Raw genomic sequence first — 17682 nt, forward strand, 5'->3', positions numbered from 1 at the left:
TCTGACCGCCTACTTCAGGGCCCCGGCAAGGAAGATCTCGACAGCCTCGTCGACCATCCTGGCGATTTGGCCACTTCGGAGCGGCCTCGGATCGAGACCGACCAGTGCCCGCAATTGAGGTTCACTCACCACCATGTTGACGAATTGCGAGGCCAGCACCTCAGAGCTGATGTCGTGGCGGAACTCAGCTGGCTGCCGGCGATCAATCCATCCGGCGAGGATACGGACTGCATTGTTCGGGCCAGCACGCCAAATCGACTGGGCCAGTTCAGGAAAGCGCTGTCCTTCCGCAACCATTAGACGATGGAGCGCAAGCGTCCGTGGCTGCAGAACGAGCTTCAAAAGTTGCCGTCCAAGATCCGTCAGAGCTTGCCTGGCGTGCTTATGGTCTATTTTCAATCGGACCAGAGGCTGCGAGATCTCCTCGCAGAGCTGCGTGACGACTTCGATGAACAACCCCTCCTTGCCGCCGAAATGCTGGTAGATGTTGCGACGAGAGCCACCCACCTTCGCAATGAGGGTGTCCAGCGACACGGCCTCATAGCCCTGATCGAGAAACATATCCGCGGCGGCATCGGTTAACGCGTGCAGGCGTGCCGCTCCCCTGGCGGTTCGATGCTGGACGGGTTCGGAGATCATGTCAGTCATACTTGGTACGGTAACATACCATACCAAAATTGGCAAGGAGGAGTTTGGCGGATGAGGCAGAGGCCCTGTTTATGCCAGCCCATATGCCTCCGGCCGCCAGACGCGTCGGACAAGAAGTAACAACATGGCATGTGCCACGTCGTGCGGTCGGCCCGACCTGGGGCGCGAACCGCATGTCACGCACAGCTTCATTGGCGAGCAATGCGCGTAGTTCGGCCACCGCACACAAGACCTCTTGGTCGTTCTCCAGAGTTGGCGATGAGGCTCCTGCGCGTTCTCACCACGTCCGACGGCCGCTTGGTTCTCAAGCAATGTGACAACACAGCAATACTCGAAACCTATGGGTCGCCTTCGCGAGGCATTAACCGAACTCTTCGGTTTCAAACAACGAACAACCAGGAGTTAAGTCCGAGGGCCTAGGATCGCACGCAGAGGGAACCATTCATGAGCGAACGGGAGACGTTGGCATTTCGGTCGCCCTATCTGGCGACGGCGTCGATTGTGCTCCTGTGCGCGATCACCATGATTGTTTGCGCGACCGCAGGAATGGCCCCGATAGTATCGCTGCTTGTCCTCGCGCTGTTGGCGGCTGCGGTAGTGATTGCGGCCGCGACCGGCTGGCGGTCTGCCAATCGCCAGAGGACCCTTTCGGACGAGATCCGCAATTTCAAGCTGATCGCGGAGAGGTCGACCGACATGGTCATTCGTTTCGCGTTCGATGGCCGGATACTCTACGTCTCTCCTTCCTGCATCAAGATTACCGGGTGGTCAGCTGATCAGCTTCTCGGGACGGATCCGATGAAGGGTATCAATTCGGAGGATATGCCGCACTGCCTAAAACGGATCGACGCTCTCAGAAGCGGAGAGGTCGAAGAAACCAAGATCGTCCACCGCCAGCGGCGCAAGGATGGGTCGGAGATTTGGGTCGAATCCTGTCTTGCCGTGACCAGAGCACCCGCGAATGGAAAGATCGATGGAGCGGTTGCGATAGTCCGCGACGTCACCGAGCACAAAGACCTGCAGCGGGAATTATCCGTACGCGCTAATTCAGACGGGCTTACCGGACTTGCGAACCGGCGCTACTTCGACGAATACCTCGCCGATGAATGGGCCAAAGCCGCCATCGATGGCAGGCCGCTGTCGCTGCTCCTATTGGACGTCGATCATTTCAAGTGCTTCAACGACCGTTACGGACATCAAGCCGGCGACGAATGCCTGAAGGAGGTTGGACGCCTGCTACGTGCGGCCTCCAGACGACCGGGCGACCTTGCGGCACGATATGGTGGCGAGGAGTTTGCCTTGCTGTTGCCCGATACCGATGCGGGGTCCTGCGAACGGATCGGAGAACGGCTCCGAACATCCCTCGAGCGGCTTCATATCCGGCACGAGGGAAATCACCCCCACAAGATAGCAACGGTAAGCGTGGGAGCTACCAGCATAGTTCCGTCAGCAGAGGAAAGCAGAGACTCGCTCGTCGAAGCTGCGGACAAGGCGCTTTATCAGGCCAAAGGGAGTGGCCGTAATCGAATAATCCTGTTCGGGCAGACTGCCGGACTTCCCGATGCCTTAAGCGCATAGTTCGCTTGCAGTAACCTTCGCGGCCCTGACTATCGATAGTCCAGGCGATCTCGGTCCCTACCCTCAGGTTTTGGAAGACCCATCCTTGGGAAGTTCAAGAAACAGCGTGGGAATACCCGCAGTGCGATTGCGGACAGTGAAAACGCGGGTGCCCGGACGGTGACCACGCCGAATCTCGGAGAGCTGGAATCCCAGCCGAGACAACCTTGCGTGCGTCTTGTCGGCATCGCGCGTGCGCCAGCTGAAGCCATACAGAGTATCGCCATCACCGGACAGTTCTTCACGGAGGTTTTGAACGACTTCCAATACCAGATCACCGCATCGGAAGAACATCAGTCTCAGGCCTCGATCGGCCCTTACCGAGTCCAGCCTCATGTCGAGACCCAAGCGTGCGCCATAGAGCGCGGCTGCGCGATCTGAGTGCCTGCTGGCAATCACAACGTGGTCCAGACCAAGTATCTCGCCGCTGCTCCGACTTGAGTCGCCCTCGCTCGTTCTGGCCATCGAGTAACCAAGGGGCACCGAGTAAGTTCCGCTCTTGTCGAGCTTAACTAGCCCCGCCCCCGCTCCGTCCGCACCGTTCTCGACCGTCGCCAAGCCTACCCGCTTTAGCCGGCGGGCCATACGGGCCGGCTCATCGATGGCGAAGCAGATGAGCCCAAGCTGATCGGCTTCGGAGCTTGGCCTAAGAACGATTCTCACATTCCCCAGCCCGATTGCGACGACACCGTTGCCGACGGGCTCTGCGGCGCTATCCAACAGTGCTTCGTAATCTGCGATCGCCCCTTGCGGGACGAGCAGTTCGATATGGTCCAGGCCCGTGACGGGAGACGTCATGTCATCCTCGAGTCGATTGTGAATAGATCGTTACTCTAGAGCATTACTCCACACCTGCAACTCTTTTCCCAGATCGTCCCATCCCGCAATGATCACCCCCATCGCGGCCGGCGCTTTTCGACGAACGCCCGCAGCCCCTCTTGTGCATCATCGGTCACCGCGACATTGCAGAAGTCCTCCACCGCCGCAGCGATGCTTCGTCGGTAATCAAGGTCATTCTGTCTCATAAAGGCCGCGCGCCCCAACCGAAGCACGTTGGCTGACTTTCCGGCAAACGTCGCAGCAAGAGCTCGACCACAGCTGTCAAGCTCGTCGTCCGGAACGACTCTGCTCACCAGTCCTATCTGCCGTGCTTCTTCAGCATCGAACGAACGACCACTGAAGAGAAGTTCGAACGCGCGATGTCGTCCCACCAGCTTTGGTAGGTGGGCGAAATGGATCGCCGGGAGTACTCCGACATCAATCTCAGGATAGCCAAAGGTCGCTGATGCGCCCGCGATGAGGACGTCGCAAGAGATGGCCATAGTCATGCCCCCACCTCTCGCCGCGCCTCCAACCAGCGCGATCGAAGGTTTGCCGAGGTTGTACTGTGCATCGTACAGGGCGACGTAGAGCTCCTGGACAAATTCGCGGGCTTCGTCCCCGGTTCGCCCCAGGAGAATGTCGAGGTCCAATCCTGCCGAGAACCGATCAGGTACTGAGCTGCGCAGCAGTACGGCCCGCACACCCTCGTCGACCGTCGCTCGCCGAAAGGCAGCGGTCACACCCTTGATCATTTGTAGCCTGAGAGCGTTTACGGGCGGCCGCGCAAGCGTGATCACCGCCGTCGTGCCTTTCACTTCATACTCAACGTCGACGCATTTATCCGACATGTTCTTTGCTCATTTTAACTTGCGGAGAGCATGATTCTCTCCTTGACACCACTAACTCGCTAGAGGAATGCTCCAGAGCATAACTCCAATGATCGATACCACCCAAACACGTGAGCGGATACTTGCTGCAGGGCTCCATTTAATCGACGAGCGCGGCTACGAGGCCGCGACCGTTGCGGCGATCCGAACGCGAGCCGGGGTTTCGAACGGGAGCTTCTTTCATTTCTTCGACTCCAAGGAGACTTTGGCAAGAGACCTCTTCTTGGATGCCATTCGGGCCTATCATCAGGCGATGCTTCGTTCCATCCGCGACGACGCCGGCGCTGCGGACGGGGTCGGAGCGCTCGTCCGGACCCACATCGCGTGGGTAACGACGAACCGACCACGAGCACGCTTCCTCTTCGAACAAGCGCGCTCGGAATGGTTTCAGGGCATCGTCGATCCTCTGCGGGCAGAGAATACGATCTATGGTCAAGAACTGGACCGCTGGCGGCTTCCCCTTGTCGAGGGGGGTCAACTGCTGCCGATGAATGCCGTTGTTTTCGCAAATCAGGTGATCGGCCCCGTGCAGATATTTTGCCGCGCCTGGCTTTCCGGACGCGATCGGACCGATCCCGGCAAATATGCACAGGAGCTCATTGACTGCGCGGTTCGGGCAGTCGTGTCTTCGACGACGAAAGCGAGAGGGAGGCGCAGATAGCCGTTGATGCGTGGATGCAACACTCATCGCGGCAGGACCCGCGGTCAGGCTTTTGGTCGAAGCGGCCGGGTGTCGACGATACATTCAAAGGGACGGGTCGAGCACGACCTTGCCGATGACTTCCCGGCGCTCAACGCGCCCATACCCCTCGGCAAAAGAACTCATGGGCAGCACGCGTTCTACTCTCGGACGCAGCAAACCGCGTTCGTAAAGGGCGAACATTTCCTTGAACATTTCTCGCACGCGCAAGCGTAGCGCCGCGTCCGCCTGGGTTTTTCCCCACGCCAGGTAATAACCCCAGTAGAGCCCGATCACGGTCAAACTCTTCACCAGCACTAGATTGGCCGGAATCTGAGGAATGCGACCTGACGCAAAGCCCATCGGGATCAGCCGTGCGAGAGGCGCGACACAGCGCAGCGATCTATCGAACACGTCCCCACCCACCGGATCGAAGACCACGTCCGCACCGCGACCGCCGGTAATCTCCAGAACACGCTCGCGGAAATCCTCGTTCTTATAGTCAATCGCGTAATCGGCTCCTTGCTCCTTCGCAGCAATGACCTTTTCGCGACTGCCCGCTGTCGCGATCACTTGCGCGCCCATCGCCTTGCCAACGTCGACAGCGGCGAGACCGCTTGCGCCTGCCGCCCCATGGACGAGCAGTGTCTCGCGGGCCCGCATGGAGGCGAGCCAGTTCAATCCTAGAAAGGCTGTGGCGTAGATGGACGGAAATGCCGTAGCTATCTCGAAATTCATCGCGTTTGGTATCGCCCAGACGTTGGTAGCGTCTACTACGGATTCTTCCGCCAGCCCGCCGGACGGCACTGCTGCGCAGACGCGATCGCCGACCTTCAGTTCAGTTTTAACGTCCGAAGCGATTTCAGCAACAATACCAGCGATCTCGCCGCCCGGGATAAACGGGAGCTCGGGCTTGTTCTGATGCTTGCCAGCGATCATGAGGAGATTGGCGAAGCTTACGCCAGTCGCTTTCACCAAAACCCGAATTGTCCCCCGCGCGAGTTTCGGACTGGGCAACTTCTCGTACCGAAGGCCATCTATTCCGCCGTAGCGGCGCGCGATCACCCCTTTCATCGCTGTCACCCATTTCCTCTATGCATCAGCTAATCCGCCAAGCCCAATACGCCTCACCGCGGTCACGACGCTCGATCACGTCGAAATGCGTGAATCTGTCATGCGCGAGCGCCAAGCCGACCCAAAGCTCGTTTAGCGCGTCGAAGACGGACGGCGACAGGTGCTCGCGCCCCGTCATTAGCCGCCAGGACGTATGGCGCACGTAGGCCGTTGATCCTTGTATCTCGAGTACGGCATCGTCCCCTTGACCGGCGGCCAAGCGAGCGAAAGCCTTCGCGAATCCTAGTGGTCCCGGCTCGATTCCCCCCAACAGCGCAGCGACTTCATCGTAGACATGCATGCCAGTTAGTCGGGCCGCCGCTTTGGCATAATGACCTCCTGCCTCCGGACCCAAGCGCTCCGTCATGATGGGAACAATGGCGTTGATGTAGGTCCCGGCATAGTTGCGCAGCGACTTCTGCCTTTTCCCTTCCGACAGTCTGGATTCCGGCACCTTTGGAGCATCTTCGATGCGAAAGCGCGGGCATCTCTCGCCGGGCGAGAACACAAGCAATTCACTCGGCAACAAGTCGCGGTCGTATTCCTTGAAGTACCCCTCAAGTCCCGGCTGACCATCTACAGTTTGACCGGTGCAGACGAAGCCAAGACGCGGATTCCCGAGCGCGGGACCATTATTGCCGTGCCAACCCGCAACCATGGCGCGGGATATTTCGGAGGGAATGCCGCAGATCGCGGTCCCCCACCAGATCCACCGCGGGGGCGGATAGCGGATCCACGCCTTCTGGTCGTTCTCATAGACATATTCGACGTTTACGCCGCCGAGACGGTTAACGATGTATAGATACTGGGCGCTCGCGACCGCATGAGGCAGATTCTCAAGGCCCAACTTTTTTAGAGCGGGTAAGAAGTTCGCCTGCTGATGCCGCCTGAACATATGAAAGACAACATCAGCAGCGCTTGACGCACCTGCTCGAGAGCTGATCATGAGGATCAGACCCGTCAGGTACGAATGATATGTCCTTTCCAGGGCCCGATAGGCAGGGATGTCGTCCAAGCCCTCATCTGCCTTGCTCAATTGATGCCTCCGTTGCTTGCGGCGACCAGCGCGCAGCCTACCAGCCTTGAATTGGCACTCCGGCGCTGGGCCGGGGCCCGCTCCTCATCGCCCTCTCGTCGGAATTTTGTTGAAGGGTACGTCCTTGTCGACCCTGATATCGCCAGGGAGCCCCAGCACGCGTTCGGCGATGATGTTGCGCAGCACTTCGTCGGTGCCGCCGGCGATGCGTCGCCCCACCGAAGAGAGCAGCATCTGCTGGAATTGACCGTTCGTCATTTCTTCCGCCTCACCGGTAAAGACGCCGGCGGCTCCTTGCAGATCCATAGCGTAGATTGCGATATCCTGGAGCATCACCCCCGACACCAGCTTGCTGATCGAGTTTTCCGGGCCGGGACGCTCGCCTTTCGACAGCGCCGAGATCGCACGGAAGCTGGTGTATTTCAGACCGTTCGCTTTCGCTGCCCAGTCCGCGAGCCTTGAGCGAACGACCGGATCGTCGATCGCGCAGTGGTCTTCCAGCGTCAGTTTGGAACAGAACTCGATCAGTTCGGGAAGCCCGAGCTCAAGCCGGGCGCCGATGGACATGCGCTCGTTCATCAAAGTGTTCAGCGACACGTTCCAGCCGTCGCCGACGGCGCCAAGCCGTTGGCTGTCCGGGAGAACAACATCGGTAAGAAACACATCATTGAAATCTTGCAAGCCACTGGCTTGCTTGATCGGACGAACCTCCACGCCCGTAGCCTTCATGTCGACGTAGAACGCGGTAAGGCCTTTATGTTTCGGCACGTTCGGGTCCGTGCGCGCGATCAGAAGTCCGTAGTCCGAATAGTGCCCACCTGATGTCCAGGTCTTCTGGCCGTTGATGACCCAGTTGTCACCCTTCTTCTCGGCGCGGGTACGCAGACCAGCAAGGTCCGAGCCGGCGGATGGCTCAGAAAACAGCTGGCACCAGATTTCCTCCCCGGAAGCGAGCTTCGGCAGATAGCGCCGCTTAACCTCTTCACTGCCATAAGTCATCACGGTCGGACCGCAAATGCCGTCACCAATTGCGAAGGGCTGCGTTAGCAGGTTGTAGAGGCCCTCTTCCTGCTGCCAGATCACACGTTCGATCGGTGATGCGTCGCGGCCGCCATATTCTTTCGGCCAGTGGAGGCAAGCCCACCCCGCCTCACACTTCTTCTTCTGCCATGCCTTGCCGACCTCAACCAGGTCATGCTTGGCCAGTCGGATGCGACCGAGCGATGCCTTAGATAACTCTTCCTCGAACTCCTTCGGCGCATTGGCGTCGACCCATTCGCGGGCGCGCTTACGAAATTCAGCTTCCTGCTGCGTATCGTCGAAATTCATGGCGGCTTCCTCTTCTCGTCGTTATTTCGAGGGATGAGAGCGAGCGCGACAAGCTGCTTCCATCATCCCCGGACGGTGCGAAAAAAATTACGCGGCGTTCTTCTTGCGCATGCGATCGATCAGCGCGTCTTCCCAATAGGACAGGCTGCCGAGACCGAGCGCGACCGCGTTGGCGCGGCGGTAGTACATGTGGCAGTCGAACTCCCAGGTGAAGCCCATGCCGCCATGCACCTGGATGTTGTTCTTGGCACAGTGCTGGAACGCCTGGGTAGCGCTGATGCGTGCGGCAGCCGCGGCTTCCGGCAGTTCACCGGCATTGGTCGAGAGCGCCCAAGCGCCGAAATAACAGTTCGAGCGCGCCAGCGTCGCCAGGACGTACATGTCGGCCAGCATGTGCTTGACAGCCTGGAACGAGCCGATCGGGCGGCCGAAGGCAATACGATCCAGCGCGTAGTCGCGGCCCATCTCCAGCGCACGATCGGCGCCTCCGACCTGCTCGAACGCCATCAGCACCGCAGCTCGGTCAAACACCTGCGTGATGACGCTCCAGGCCTCGCCGACCGCACCAAGCGGTTCGGCCTTGGCATTCTTGAATGTGATCTCGGCCTGACCGCGGGTCGGATCGATGTTGGTCAGTGACTTGACCTCGACGCCGCCAGCCTTGAGGTCGACGATGAACAGCGAAATGTCGGAATCCCGCCAGCTCGAACCAGTGCGCGCGGCAACGACGGCGAAATCAGCGATCGCGCCATCGGCAACCGGCTTCTTGACGCCGTTGAGCACGCCGCCATTGGCCGTGACCTTGACCGCCTTCGGCGACGGATTGCCCTTGCCCTCGAACAGCGCCAGCGTGCCGATGGCATCGCCGGAGGCGATCTTCGGCAGCCATTTCTGCTTCTGCGCATCGCTGCCCGCGATCAGCAGCGCTTCGGCGGCCAGATAGACCGTGGAGGAGAACGGCACCGGCGCCAACGCGCGGCCCATTTCCTCCGCGATCACGCAGAGCTCGAGATGGCCTGCACCCGCGCCGCCGAACTGTTCGGGGATCGCAACCCCGAGGAAGCCCATCTCGGCGAGGCCCTTCCACAGCGACTTGTCGTACGGCGCCTTGCCGTCAAGCACTTCGCGCACGGCTTTCGGCGGGCACTGTTCGCTGAGGAATTTCCGCGCCTCGTCGCGCATCTGCTTCTGTTCGTCGGAGAAATCGAAATTCATGAGCGATCTACCTTGATTTACGTATCTTAGAGACGATCCGGGTCGTCAGTTCTTCACGCTCTCTCCGATGTCTGGCGGAGCAGACACCGTTCGTGACGTTCAGATCGTTGCAATATCGGAGCGATCTGCTGGACACATGCCATGGGCGCGCGCTTGGTGACGCGCGCCTGGTTCGACTTCAGAGGGCTACTTGCGCAGTCATCATCGAACCGGAATCGTTGCCGACGCAGCCAAACGGTTGCGTCCATTTCCTGGCGTCAGCGCCCTGATGGCTACCGAGTCTCGACTTTTTCGGGGGTAATGATTTCGATCTTGGGCGGCGCGACGAGACATTTGGCGGCAACGCGGCCGAACGCTTTCATGTGCTCGGTGCCGCGATGCGGAACGAGCGCCTCGGCGTTCTCCCACTTCTCGACAAACACCATCGTGGAAGCATCGCTGACACTCTCATGGAGATCGTAGGAGATGTTACCTGGCTCCTTACGCGTCCCCTCAATGCAGGGAATGGCGGCTGCAATGAAGTCGGCGCGGGTTTCGGGCTTGATGGTCAAGGTGGCAACGATGTAGATCATGTAAGTTTCCTCTCGATTTTTCTGAACTGACAGGGTTATGCAAGCATAGCCTTGCAAGCCACGGCGATGACGCCACGACACCCTTTCCCGGAGGGGTGTCATTGGCATGTTGGACTCAGGTGAGGCATCGCGGTCACGTCCGGACTGGCCCGAACGCGACCGCGTATCATCAACTGCTGTTAGTGCACCACCTCGAACAAGCCGGCGGCGCCCATGCCACCGCCGACGCACATCGTCACGACGGCATGCTTTGCCTTGCGCCGGCGACCTTCGATCAGCGCGTGGCCGGTAAGCCGTGCGCCCGACATGCCGTAGGGATGTCCGAGCGCGATTGCGCCGCCGTTCACATTGAGCTTCTCCGGATCAATCCCGAGCTTGTCGCGGCAATAGATGACCTGCACCGCAAACGCCTCGTTCAGCTCCCAGAGATCGATGTCGTCGACGGTCAGGCCATGCCGCTTAAGGAGCCGGGGTATCGCGAAGACTGGTCCGATACCCATCTCGTCGGGTTCACAACCGGCAGCAACGAAACCACGAAAAACACCGAGCGGCTTGAGCCCTCGCCGTGCCGCTTCCTTGTCGCTCATAACGACGCAAGCGCTGGCGCCGTCCGAAAGCTGACTGGCGTTTCCGGCCGTAATCGTGAACCCTTCACCGCGCACGGCCTTCAGAGCAGCGAGGGCCTTCAGCGTTGGTGTCAGGCCGCGGCCCCTCGTCGGCCGAGACAGTGATCTCCTTGAACGACACGGCGCCGGTCGCCTTGTCGGTCACGGCCATACTGGTCACGATCGGCGCCAACTCGTCCTTGAATTTGCCGCCCTGCTGCGCGGCAGCGGTGCGGCGCTGACACTCAAGGGCGTATTCATCTTGCGTCTCGCGCGAGATGCCATAGCGCTTTGCGACCACTTCAGCGGTGTCGATCATGGGCAAGTAGACGTCGCCCTTGATCTTGATCAGGGCCGGATCCTGCGTATGGAATTTGTTCGCATGCTCGTTCTGGACCAGGCTGATCGACTCGCCTCCCCCGCCGACGGCCACTTCTACGCCGTCGAAGATCACGGATCTGGCGGCCAGTGCGATCGCCTGAAGGCCGGAAGCACACTGCCTGTCAATGGTGGTCCCCGCCACACCGACCGGAAGGCCGGCCCGAAGCAAGGCCTTGCGTGCGATGTTGCCTCCAGTCGCGCCTTGCTGGTGGGCAACTCCCATCACCACGTCCTCAACGTCCTTGGGATCAACCTTCGCCCGGGCCACGGCCTCCCCGATGGCGTGCCCGAGGAGCGTTGCGCCCTCGGTCGCGTTGAATGCGCCACGATAAGCCTTTCCGATTGGCGTGCGGGCGGTAGATACGATTACGGCGTCCGTCATGGATTTCCTCTCAACGATAAAGATGAATGAATGTCTGGCAGCGCGTGGCCCGCATCAGCGACCGCGGAAAACGGGCGCGCGCTTTTCCACAAAGGCCTTGGCGGCCTCGCGATGATCCTCGGTCGAACGCGCTCGCGTCATGTTGCGGGCCTCGAGGTCGAGCAGCTGTGACATCGGCTCGGTTTCGGAGAGATTGAGGCACTGCTTCATGAGTGCGACCGCGACCCGGGGCCCCTTCGCCAGATCCTTGGCATAGGAAAGGGTGGCTTCCCGGAGCTCGGCATCCGGGTAGACCCGATTGACGACGCCGCTCTCGTGGGCAGCCTTCGCCGACAGCGGTTCACTGGAGAAATACAGCTCGCGCGCCTTTGCAGTTCCGACGAGACGCGTGAGGAAGTAGGTTCCGCCGAAGTCGCCCGAGACACCGACCTTGACGAAGGCCGTCACAAGCCGCGCCGACTCGGCGGCGAACCGCAGGTCGCACGCAAGTGCGATAGCCAGGCCTGCTCCGGCTGCGGCTCCGTTCAGCATCGCAATCGTCGGCTTCGGCATCTCGCGCAAGATCCGCGAGATCTCCATCTTCGCCCTCAACTGAGCGGCGGATTCTTCGAAATTTGGCTGGAAGTTCGGTTGCCCGGTGGCCTGGGCCATGCCCTTCACGTCACCGCCCGAGCAAAAGGCACGACCAGCGCCGGTGAGAACGACCGCGCCGACGGATTCGTCGCCCGCAAGTTTCGGCAGCAGCTCCAGCAATTGACCAAGGAGCGCCCCATTCAGGGAATTCATACTTTCCGGCCGATTGAGCGTGACAATCGCGACGCCGTCTTCGATCACGTGCAGCACTTCAGACATGTTCCATCTCCCTATTTTCCTTGCGAGTTAACGATTGAGGTCACGCATAGCTGGCCGTCACCGTGCCGAAGGGACCGAAATCGGCGACGTAGGTTTCGCCAGGCTTCGGCCTCAACATGCCCGTCAGCGTCCCCGTGCTGATGATCTGTCCGGCCTTCATGCCGATACCGGTCCGGGAAAGCTCGTTGGCAAGCCAGGTCAAAGGCACCAGCGGATGGTCCAGCGCTACGCCCGCGCTCCCCTTCCGTCTCGCGACCCCATTGCAGAAGAGCGAGACCTCCTGACCGGGAATGTCGCGCTGCCGCCAATCTGCGATGGCCGGCCCGTATGCAATGGTCCCGCTGCCAGCTCCGTCCGCCAAAATCGCTGGAAGCGGCGGAAACGCGGCGTCGTGCACGAAGCGGCATTCGGCCAGTTCGATGCCGGGATGCAGCGATACGACGGCATCGCGCACCTCTTCGATGGCGTAGAGATCCTTGCGCGGCGGCAGATCGGTACCGAGCACCGCCTGATATTCTACTTCCGGGATCGGGCTACACTGGCGGGCATGCTCAAGCGTAACGGGCGATTGCCTGACCAGCGGCGCGTACACTCGGCCGTAGATGGGCGAGTCGGTGCGCAGTGCCTTCTGCAGATCGGCCTTCATGGCTGCGATCTTCCACCCGGCCACCTCCCAGCCGAGCTCCTCCTCCACCATCCGCGCGACGCGATAGGCCGTTTCCTTGTCCGGAGGAACCAATCGCTGATCCAGCCCGCTCTTCTGACGCCCCTCCTTGCGGAGGGCCGCCAGAAGGCAAGCCAGTTCACGCTGTGACCCAGCATCCATCGGACTAGCCCTGCACCAACGAAGTCGCCTTCGCGAGGGTCACCGGCTCGTCCGCGAGCAAGAGATCAATCGCTTCGTCCTCCCAGCGCTGCGCATCCAAACTCGCTGAAGGACGTTCGGCAAGCCGATGCTCCACGACAAACCTCGACAGCAAGAGGCGCCGGGCATCGCCGCCATTCTTTCCCAAGCGGGCGCCTTCGGACGCCAAAAGCGCCGCGGTCGTCGCATGATAAAGCTTGGCGGCGGCGATCCTGCAGAAGCGTTCATTCTCCGGACGGGCAGCAACATCCTCTGCAAACCGAATGGCATCACTGACGATTCCGGAGAGCCGGGTCCGGTATTGCCCGGCCAGGCCGGGGGCATTCTCCAGACCAATGCCGATGTCTTCCTGCAGGGCCTTGTGAGCCCCGATTTTTCCGACGGCACGCTGCACGGCATCCAGCGCGTTGATATTGCTGGTGCCCTCCCACAACAAGCCGAGATGAGCGTCCCGAATGAGCCGAGCGTTGGGCCAATCTTCGATGTAACCGTTTCCGCCGCGCGCTTCCATCGCGCCCGTCGCGACCGTGACGTTGTCGCGGCACGCGCGGTATTTGACGATCGGTGTCAGGAGACGAAGCACCTTCTCGGGCGCAGTCGCCGAATACAGCAGTGCCGACAGAGCCTGCTCGGTCGGCACCATCAACTTCAACAACTGCCGCCGCATCAGCGGATGATCGACGACGGCTTTCCCAAACGCGTTCCGATGACGCGCAGCGACTGTTGCTTCATTCAGGCAGCGACGCATCATGCCGGCTGCGCGGGCAAGATGCGAGACACGGCTCGAATTGACCATCACAAGCATGTGCTTGAGGCCCTGATCGAGCTCACCCAACTGGTAGGCGACCGCTCCCTGGAACACGATTTCACCGCTCGCCATGGTGCGGCTGCCGAGCTTGTCCTTCAGCCGCATCACCCGGTAGGAGTTACGCTGCCCATCGGGCAGCACCTTCGGCATCAGAAACAAGCCGAGCCCGCGGCCGCCGGCCGGGGCGCCCTCGGGCCGCGCGAGCAGCACCGACAGCTCAGCGTCGACATTGGAGCAGAACCACTTTTCCCCCCACAGCCGCCAATGGTCTCCCTCCTTGACAGCCGTCAATTCAGCCGCACCAACGTCCGAGCCGCCGGTCTTCTCGGTCATGAACTGGGCACATTTGAGCAGGGTTGCCGGATCCTGACTCCACATCCGATCCAGGTAGCGCTGGCGAAGCTCTTCGCTGCCAAATCGGCGAACCAATTCCGAGGAACTGTCAGTCAGATTGACCGGACAAAGAAGGCCGAACTCAGCCTGCGAGAACAGATAGTGGAATACGTATTTGGCGATGGGCGGCATCGGCGTTTCCCACCCCATGACGCCGCCGCGATGGGACATTGCGTGCATGCCAAAACGGCCGAATGCGATGCGCTCCATTTCGCGATAGGCGGGGTGATACTCGATCCACTCCTCGTCACGACCGTACCCGTCCCGCGCATGAAGCACTGGTTGATGCCGCTCGGCCTGGTCCGACAAATCATGCAATCGACCACCCGCCAACTCGCCGAGCTCGGACAAATGCGGCTTAAGATGCGCAACAAGGTCGGCATCCATGTAGAGCGGAAGCAACTGCTGCACGCTCTTGTCGATGGAGTAGTAGTTCAACCCACGACACGTCGGCGCCAGTGCTGCAGCGCGCCGTGCGGCGGCTTCCCGGCTAGTCAGGGCGACGTGCACGTTCATGAGCAATCTCCTCCATTGAATTCTTAGGGGTCGGGGATGAACTCCGGCACCGCTCCGTGAGTATGGTCTCGGAGCGCCGCGCGCAAATGACTTGTTCGGACGGTGTGTTGAGTTTCAGTCAACCTGACAGGTCGCGTCTCGGAGACGAGCCAACTCGCCGTGTTTGGATGAAATTCAAATCGTGCAGCCAGCCTGCGCTCGGTCGTCTGGAGCGTTCATCTGATTGTCGCGGCGGCACCGCCAATCGCTCGATCCGCTGGGGTGGCGCTTTGGGCGCTTGCGGATTCTAGATCGGTGCTCTAGAGCAATAGTCCACACCGCCAACTCCAGAATGGACGGCCTCGATGACCAAGAACGTTCAGGACGAGCTGACTGTTGTCCGGGAGCGGGTGGCGTTACAGGGGTTCACGAAACTCGTCGGAGCCGGGATTCTCGAATTGGCGCCAGGTCATTGCAGGTTGAGCGTGCCGCGGCGAGCTGAACTCTTGCAGAACTGCCCGGCGGCTCATGGCGGCGTGATCGCGTTCCTGGTCGACAATGCAACCACGATGGCGGCTTCGACGACAGGGACAAGCCGAAGGTGACCGGCACCAGCCACCATCGCCACTGCTTCAACTGGCGGCCCAAACTCTCCCGGATTGGTGGGCCGCCAGGCCGTCTTCGAGAGTTAACCCGCGCCTTCGCTAGCCTTGATCAATGTAACTCGAAAGCCACGTGACTCCAATGGAGCTCCATCCTTTCGACGAAGCCACTCGCCTGACATGGAACGACGGTTTCTGGCTCGGTCACACGTCGATGAAGTACTGGGGGTTCATTGGCCCTTATGGCGGCATCACTGCCGCCACCATGCTGCGCGCGATCATGGATCACCCCAACCGTCGCGGCGAGCCGCTATCCATGACAGTCAATATGTGCGACCGGATTGCCGAGGGCCCTTTCCGAATCGACGCGCGCGCGGTGCGGACAACCCGTTCGACCCAGCATTGGATCGTCGAGTTATTCCAGTCTGAAGGCGAGCCACTTGCGACTGCGACGGCGGTCTGCGTCGTGCGTCAAGAGGGTTGGAGCCATACAGTGGCAAAGATGGCCGCGGCGCCAGCGCCAGAGCTCCTGAGGCCCTATTTGAGTCAATCCGAGCCTCCTCCTCCCAATTGGGTGAAGCAGTACGATCTGCGCTTTGCAGGTCCTGATCCGGAGTTGCGCGACGAGCCTCACGCTGCTCCGAAATCAGCAATGTCGGTGCTCTGGATGCGCGACCTGGAGCCGCGTCCGATTGACTATACGTCCATCATGTCCATGTCGGACGCATTCTTCGCTCGGTTGTTTCACATGCTCGGTGTGCTCGTACCGTTTGGCACGGTCACAATGACAACCAACTTTCATATGCCGCTCGCGGAATTGGAGGGCACCTCCTGGATCCTCGGGATCGCGGACGCCAACTCATTCCGCAGCGGATACGGAGACCAGACCGCCCAGCTCTGGTCTCGCGATGGACGGCTAGTGGCGAGCGGGACACAGGCCACCTACTATAGAAAGCTGTAGGCCGGGATGGCACCGCGACGACTTCCCCCATTGCATGCAGTTCGCGCGTTCGAAGCGGCGGCCCGGCACCTTTCGATTACCAGGGCCGCGGAGGAGCTGAATGTCACGGTGGGAGCCGTGAGCCGGCATGTGCGCGCCCTCGAAGCACGAATTGGAACTACATTGTTCCTCCGCGGCCCGCGTGGGCTTGCACTGACCTCAGCCGGCAAGGCGTTTGCGGATTCAGCCGGCGAGGCGCTCGATCGGATCGCCGACGCTGCCGAGGGACTTAAGCTCCGCCGCTTCCGGCGTCTCACCATCGGCGTCTACGGGTTCGTTGCGTCGCGCTTTCTGTTGCCAATCTGGAGGGATCTCAAGGTCACCCAGCCGGCCCTGGAGGCCGACCTCCATACGAGCGTCAATCCGGTCGACCTGCTTCCAAGCCGATATGACGCCGTGATCGCAGTCTCCGATGCGCAACCCCGAACCGGGCTGGTTACGCATCCCCTGCTGCCGATCGCAACCGTTCCCGTATGTTCGCCGGACATGCTCAAGAATGGCCCAATCGATTTCGCCACGGCCTCCCTGCTCCACGCTCGTCCACGACCCGACGATTGGCGGCGATGGCTCGATAACTCCCGTTTCGCTGATGTCTCGGTGCGCGGAGGAAGCAGCTTTGAGAGCCTTAGTCTGGCTCTTGAGGCTGCGGCAGCTGGAATGGGCGTCGCGATGGCGATTGAAGCCTTGCTGGAGCCGGACCTCGCAGATGGCAAGCTCGTCCTGGCGCATTCCAACGTCCGACAGACCCGGCGCCATTTCGTGCTGCAGTACGAACAGCGGATTGCTGAAGACCCGGCGATGAAGGCTTTTGTCGCCTGGGTCTGCTCGGCCAAGGATGAGCTTGCGATGCGGATCCAGAAACCGGAGCCGGCATAGCGCTGACACCCGCTCCTTGATGCTCCTGCCGCAGGCTCGGGAAGGCAAGGACGTATCCACCCGTGAAGAGCGGTGGCAGCGTTGATTGAACACAAGTCGGCGCGCCATCCACTGATAGCCAAGTCTTTTGAATAACCAGGTCTTTTGAAATGATCGATTTTTTGTTGTTCGAGATGAATGTCGCAAAACGCAAACGCTCGACTTGGACCTGGCGAGTGTCCCGGCAGGACGGTGATATGCTGCTCGCGGGAAAAGCGCCCAGTCGCAAGCAGGCAAGATACGCGGCTTACAGAGCCCTGTTCCTGCTCCTGTCGACAGCGTCCTTCCAGACAAAAGCAATTGCAGAGCACTCGGGTACAGCGCGGATTTGCTCGAAGGACTCCCCTTCCGGCGGCACGACCCTCGTGCAGCGCTCAGGGCACTGCGAGTGAGCTCCAGGACGCAGAAAGCGGGCTCAGACCTCTCGCATGCGGCATTGCTGTGACCAGCCCTTGCCCGCCAACAA

16 protein-coding genes and 1 pseudogene are annotated in these 17682 nt (G+C 60.6%); 5 read left to right on the forward strand and 12 right to left on the reverse strand.

Features of this window, described 5'->3' with window-relative positions:
* Nucleotides 1-9: 9 nt before the first annotated feature.
* Nucleotides 10-639, reverse strand: a complete 630-nt coding sequence (locus tag ACVW1B_RS18175) for a TetR/AcrR family transcriptional regulator (protein WP_456821925.1) — start codon at nucleotides 637-639, stop codon at nucleotides 10-12.
* Between the two features lie 453 nt (nucleotides 640-1092).
* On the opposite strand from ACVW1B_RS18175, the gene ACVW1B_RS18180 reads away from it, so the two are divergent.
* Nucleotides 1093-2226, forward strand: a complete 1134-nt coding sequence (locus tag ACVW1B_RS18180) for a sensor domain-containing diguanylate cyclase (protein WP_456821926.1) — start codon at nucleotides 1093-1095, stop codon at nucleotides 2224-2226.
* Nucleotides 2227-2289: 63 nt separating this feature from the next.
* On the opposite strand, the gene ACVW1B_RS18185 is transcribed toward ACVW1B_RS18180, so the two are convergent.
* Nucleotides 2290-3063 carry a VOC family protein gene (locus tag ACVW1B_RS18185; protein ID WP_456821927.1) on the reverse strand — a complete coding sequence of 258 codons (774 nt, stop codon included), beginning with the start codon at nucleotides 3061-3063 and terminating at the stop codon, nucleotides 2290-2292.
* A gap of 92 nt (nucleotides 3064-3155) precedes the next feature.
* The gene (locus ACVW1B_RS18190; protein ID WP_456821928.1) at nucleotides 3156-3935 is read right to left on the reverse strand and encodes an enoyl-CoA hydratase/isomerase family protein; all 780 of its coding nucleotides are present in this window, start codon (nucleotides 3933-3935) and stop codon (nucleotides 3156-3158) included.
* 88 nt (nucleotides 3936-4023) lie between these two features.
* Here ACVW1B_RS18190 and ACVW1B_RS18195 point away from each other — a divergent pair, with 88 nt between their 5' ends.
* Nucleotides 4024-4635, forward strand: a complete 612-nt coding sequence (locus tag ACVW1B_RS18195; protein ID WP_456821929.1) for a TetR/AcrR family transcriptional regulator — start codon at nucleotides 4024-4026, stop codon at nucleotides 4633-4635.
* Nucleotides 4636-4719: 84 nt separating this feature from the next.
* Here ACVW1B_RS18195 and ACVW1B_RS18200 read toward each other — a convergent pair whose 3' ends face one another.
* From ACVW1B_RS18200 to ACVW1B_RS18240, 9 genes and pseudogenes are all read right to left on the reverse strand, one after another.
* Nucleotides 4720-5727 carry an NADPH:quinone oxidoreductase family protein gene (locus ACVW1B_RS18200; protein WP_456821930.1) on the reverse strand — a complete coding sequence of 336 codons (1008 nt, stop codon included), beginning with the start codon at nucleotides 5725-5727 and terminating at the stop codon, nucleotides 4720-4722.
* Between the two features lie 25 nt (nucleotides 5728-5752).
* A complete protein-coding gene (locus ACVW1B_RS18205; RefSeq protein ID WP_456821931.1) occupies nucleotides 5753-6802 on the reverse strand; it encodes a hypothetical protein in 1050 nt (349 codons plus the stop codon).
* A gap of 84 nt (nucleotides 6803-6886) precedes the next feature.
* On the reverse strand, nucleotides 6887-8131 hold the full coding sequence (locus ACVW1B_RS18210) for an acyl-CoA dehydrogenase (protein WP_456821932.1): 1245 nt from the start codon (nucleotides 8129-8131) through the stop codon (nucleotides 6887-6889).
* Nucleotides 8132-8218: 87 nt separating this feature from the next.
* Nucleotides 8219-9346: an acyl-CoA dehydrogenase family protein gene (locus ACVW1B_RS18215; RefSeq protein WP_456821933.1), complete on the reverse strand. Its 1128-nt coding sequence runs from the start codon at nucleotides 9344-9346 to the stop codon at nucleotides 8219-8221.
* 272 nt (nucleotides 9347-9618) lie between these two features.
* Nucleotides 9619-9918, reverse strand: coding sequence for a putative quinol monooxygenase (locus tag ACVW1B_RS18220; protein WP_456821934.1), 300 nt, complete (start codon nucleotides 9916-9918; stop codon nucleotides 9619-9621).
* Nucleotides 9919-10097: 179 nt separating this feature from the next.
* Nucleotides 10098-11286 (reverse strand): annotated as a pseudogene (locus ACVW1B_RS18225) (acetyl-CoA C-acyltransferase).
* 54 nt (nucleotides 11287-11340) lie between these two features.
* Entirely contained in the window at nucleotides 11341-12138 is a 798-nt protein-coding gene (locus tag ACVW1B_RS18230; protein ID WP_456821935.1) for an enoyl-CoA hydratase-related protein, read from the reverse strand.
* A gap of 40 nt (nucleotides 12139-12178) precedes the next feature.
* Complete coding sequence (locus tag ACVW1B_RS18235) at nucleotides 12179-12964, reverse strand: 2-keto-4-pentenoate hydratase (RefSeq protein WP_456821936.1); 786 nt, start codon at nucleotides 12962-12964, stop codon at nucleotides 12179-12181.
* A 4-nt stretch (nucleotides 12965-12968) separates the two neighbouring features.
* Nucleotides 12969-14720: an acyl-CoA dehydrogenase family protein gene (locus tag ACVW1B_RS18240; RefSeq protein WP_456821937.1), complete on the reverse strand. Its 1752-nt coding sequence runs from the start codon at nucleotides 14718-14720 to the stop codon at nucleotides 12969-12971.
* A 344-nt stretch (nucleotides 14721-15064) separates the two neighbouring features.
* Between ACVW1B_RS18240 and ACVW1B_RS18245 the strand changes: the two genes are divergently transcribed.
* From ACVW1B_RS18245 to ACVW1B_RS18255, 3 genes are all read left to right on the forward strand, one after another.
* Nucleotides 15065-15304, forward strand: a complete 240-nt coding sequence (locus ACVW1B_RS18245) for a PaaI family thioesterase (RefSeq protein ID WP_456821938.1) — start codon at nucleotides 15065-15067, stop codon at nucleotides 15302-15304.
* A gap of 139 nt (nucleotides 15305-15443) precedes the next feature.
* Nucleotides 15444-16262, forward strand: coding sequence for an acyl-CoA thioesterase (locus ACVW1B_RS18250; RefSeq protein ID WP_456821939.1), 819 nt, complete (start codon nucleotides 15444-15446; stop codon nucleotides 16260-16262).
* 6 nt (nucleotides 16263-16268) lie between these two features.
* The gene (locus tag ACVW1B_RS18255) at nucleotides 16269-17177 is read left to right on the forward strand and encodes a LysR substrate-binding domain-containing protein (RefSeq protein ID WP_456821940.1); all 909 of its coding nucleotides are present in this window, start codon (nucleotides 16269-16271) and stop codon (nucleotides 17175-17177) included.
* The last annotated feature ends 505 nt before the right edge of the window (nucleotides 17178-17682 follow it).

The sequence above is a fragment of the Bradyrhizobium sp. USDA 4502 genome, assembly GCF_054063355.1.

Coding starts and splice junctions, on each gene's coding strand:
- ACVW1B_RS18175 (WP_456821925.1), bottom strand. CDS start 639: ATGATCTCCGAACCCGTCCAGCATCGAACCGCCAGGGGAGCGGCACGC.
- ACVW1B_RS18180 (WP_456821926.1), top strand. CDS start 1,093: ATGAGCGAACGGGAGACGTTGGCATTTCGGTCGCCCTATCTGGCGACG.
- ACVW1B_RS18185 (WP_456821927.1), bottom strand. CDS start 3,063: ATGACGTCTCCCGTCACGGGCCTGGACCATATCGAACTGCTCGTCCCG.
- ACVW1B_RS18190 (WP_456821928.1), bottom strand. CDS start 3,935: ATGTCGGATAAATGCGTCGACGTTGAGTATGAAGTGAAAGGCACGACG.
- ACVW1B_RS18195 (WP_456821929.1), top strand. CDS start 4,024: ATGATCGATACCACCCAAACACGTGAGCGGATACTTGCTGCAGGGCTC.
- ACVW1B_RS18200 (WP_456821930.1), bottom strand. CDS start 5,727: ATGAAAGGGGTGATCGCGCGCCGCTACGGCGGAATAGATGGCCTTCGG.
- ACVW1B_RS18210 (WP_456821932.1), bottom strand. CDS start 8,131: ATGAATTTCGACGATACGCAGCAGGAAGCTGAATTTCGTAAGCGCGCC.
- ACVW1B_RS18215 (WP_456821933.1), bottom strand. CDS start 9,346: ATGAATTTCGATTTCTCCGACGAACAGAAGCAGATGCGCGACGAGGCG.
- ACVW1B_RS18220 (WP_456821934.1), bottom strand. CDS start 9,918: ATGATCTACATCGTTGCCACCTTGACCATCAAGCCCGAAACCCGCGCC.
- ACVW1B_RS18230 (WP_456821935.1), bottom strand. CDS start 12,138: ATGTCTGAAGTGCTGCACGTGATCGAAGACGGCGTCGCGATTGTCACG.
- ACVW1B_RS18235 (WP_456821936.1), bottom strand. CDS start 12,964: ATGGATGCTGGGTCACAGCGTGAACTGGCTTGCCTTCTGGCGGCCCTC.
- ACVW1B_RS18240 (WP_456821937.1), bottom strand. CDS start 14,720: ATGAACGTGCACGTCGCCCTGACTAGCCGGGAAGCCGCCGCACGGCGC.
- ACVW1B_RS18245 (WP_456821938.1), top strand. CDS start 15,065: ATGACCAAGAACGTTCAGGACGAGCTGACTGTTGTCCGGGAGCGGGTG.
- ACVW1B_RS18250 (WP_456821939.1), top strand. CDS start 15,444: ATGGAGCTCCATCCTTTCGACGAAGCCACTCGCCTGACATGGAACGAC.
- ACVW1B_RS18255 (WP_456821940.1), top strand. CDS start 16,269: ATGGCACCGCGACGACTTCCCCCATTGCATGCAGTTCGCGCGTTCGAA.